The sequence below is a fragment of the Mycobacterium sp. genome, from assembly GCF_049585075.1.
Lineage (GTDB): Bacteria > Actinomycetota > Actinomycetes > Mycobacteriales > Mycobacteriaceae > Mycobacterium.
In genome coordinates this window covers 1-1,797 of sequence record NZ_JBAUZA010000489.1, presented here as the reverse complement: position 1 = coordinate 1,797, position 1,797 = coordinate 1, and the positions used below count along the sequence as shown (strand labels likewise).

At 66.8% G+C, this 1,797-nt stretch carries 3 protein-coding genes and 1 pseudogene; 1 reads left to right on the top strand and 3 read right to left on the bottom strand.

Annotated features, from left to right (window positions below; genetic code table 11):
• From WB785_RS22995 to WB785_RS22985, 3 genes are all read right to left on the bottom strand, one after another.
• A partial coding sequence (locus WB785_RS22995; protein WP_424082141.1) for an NAD-dependent epimerase/dehydratase family protein occupies nucleotides 1–790 on the bottom strand: 790 nt, incomplete at its 3' end.
• Between the two features lie 7 nt (nucleotides 791–797).
• Nucleotides 798–1,052, bottom strand: coding sequence for a DUF3618 domain-containing protein (locus WB785_RS22990; RefSeq protein ID WP_424082139.1), 255 nt, complete (start codon nucleotides 1,050–1,052; stop codon nucleotides 798–800).
• Entirely contained in the window at nucleotides 1,039–1,449 is a 411-nt protein-coding gene (locus tag WB785_RS22985) for a phage holin family protein (RefSeq protein ID WP_424082137.1), read from the bottom strand. Before WB785_RS22985 ends, WB785_RS22990 begins: the two co-directional genes overlap by 14 nt.
• Nucleotides 1,450–1,654: 205 nt before the next feature.
• Between WB785_RS22985 and WB785_RS22980 the strand changes: the two are divergent.
• A pseudogene (locus tag WB785_RS22980) lies at nucleotides 1,655–1,797 on the top strand (hypothetical protein); the annotation flags it as partial.

Sequence of the window (1,797 nt, the reverse complement as noted above, 5' to 3'; positions counted from 1 at the left end):
CGGGCCGGCCGCCGAGGGCCTCGGCCACATCGGAGACCGACAGCACGCCGTCGCCGGCGATGTTGTACGCCCCCGGTGGAGCCGATCCCGTTGCCGCCAGCGCGATGGCGGCGGCGACGTCGTCATGATGCACCAGCTGCAGGGGATTCCCGGGATCGGGAACGAGCGGTTTGAGCACCGGCAGCATGCGGCTTGCGGTGCTCAAGTAGGGCACCCGGTTCCACGGCAGCGCCTCGACGAGCGCGTGCGCATGCGGCCCCGCCACGATGCAGGGTCGGAGGATGAACACCTCCAGAGGCGATGTCGCGGTGAGTTCAGCGAGCGCCGCTTCGCAGGCGGCCTTCTGCTCGGAGTAGTAGTGCTCAGGCGAACCCCGCGCGGGAACCTCCTCGGTGAGGGGGACCGGATTGTCGGAGTGATAGCCATAGGCGGCCACCGACGAGCTGTACACCAGCCTGCGCGGCCGACTGTCGGGGGCGCCGGCGACGCAAGCTTCGATGACGTTACGGGTGCCGCTGAGATTCACCTGCTGGCTGTCCTCGCGCGACCCCATGATGACGAATGCCAGGTGAACCACCACATCGGCTTCGGCGACCAGCTCGTCTACCGCGTCACGGTCGAGGATGTCGCCCTGGCGGTAGACGGTCTTGGTCCACCCCTGCGGATTTGGGTCAAATGGCCGTCGCGCCATGCCGATGATGCGGTCGACACCTGGGTGCTGCTCCAGGGCTGAGACAGCTGAAATGCCGATATCGCCAGTCGGGCCGGTAACTGCGACGGTGAGTCCCATGGGTGCGTCAACCGTGGTGGCGGCCCGAGCGGCGGCGCCACCAGACCATCGCGACGACGGTCGCGCCGGCAACCGACGCGACTACCGCCAGCGACGGCTTAGCCGCTGCCTTGGACCTGTCGAGCACGTCCTTTTTTGCGTCCAGGTTCGCCGAAAGCGCATCGACGGTCTCACCGAGCTGGCCGCGGGTACGTTCGATGTCGGCTTGGATCTCGCGGATGTCCGCGTCGCGTCCGGGTTCGTGTGGTTCAGCTGCGGTCATGGCGAGAAACCTTCACTTGTTGCACGTCTTTTTTGACGTTGGCGACGGTCTGCGGCGCTGCCGGTGTCATTTCGCCGGCCTGCTTTTTGCTGAGCAGAGCGGATATCCCGGCAGCCGATAGCACTGCCGCACCGACAATCAGCGCAGCCGCCCAGACTGGCAGCGCCAATGCGACCGCGGCAATGGCCGCCGCGATCAGGCTGGTCACGCCGAGGAAGGCGAGCAGACCCGCTGCGGTCAGTAGCCCGGCGCCGATGCCGGCATGTTTGGCCGACTGCTGAAATTCTTTCTGCGCCAGGCGCATTTCATCTCGCACCAGTCGCGAGAGTTGAGCGGACAGCTGGCTCATCAGCTCACCGATTGAGGCTTCTGGCTTCGGATTTGCTTCCAAGCTCATGTGCGCCTCTCCTCCTCGTCGCTGCGCTCCGCATCGTCGCCGGCGCGGCTCATCGGGTTACCTCCATGCATCGTCACCAATGGGCTCCGGCTACCCGGCTGGCCAACCGTCAAACCCGTGCACAGCTGGCAGTTAGTCCACAGCCCGGGGTCGGCAGGCTCCGCGACGACCCTGGTGAGGCAGTCGGCGCACCTACCGTCGGCGCATGCGCACAGAACTGCCTGCCGAGCGACTGCAGCGACGGCTCGGCGCCCAACCGGACAGCGAGGCCGACGGCACCGATGCGGACACCGACCCAAACTCGCTGCTGCCACGGTGGCTTCCGGACGGCTCCTCGCAGGGTGCAGC

What these genes read in the sequence shown, in the direction of transcription:
- WB785_RS22985 (WP_424082137.1), bottom strand. Translation starts at nt 1,449, where the DNA reads ATGAGCTTGGAAGCAAATCCGAAGCCAGAAGCCTCAATCGGTGAGCTG.
- WB785_RS22990 (WP_424082139.1), bottom strand. Translation starts at nt 1,052, where the DNA reads ATGACCGCAGCTGAACCACACGAACCCGGACGCGACGCGGACATCCGC.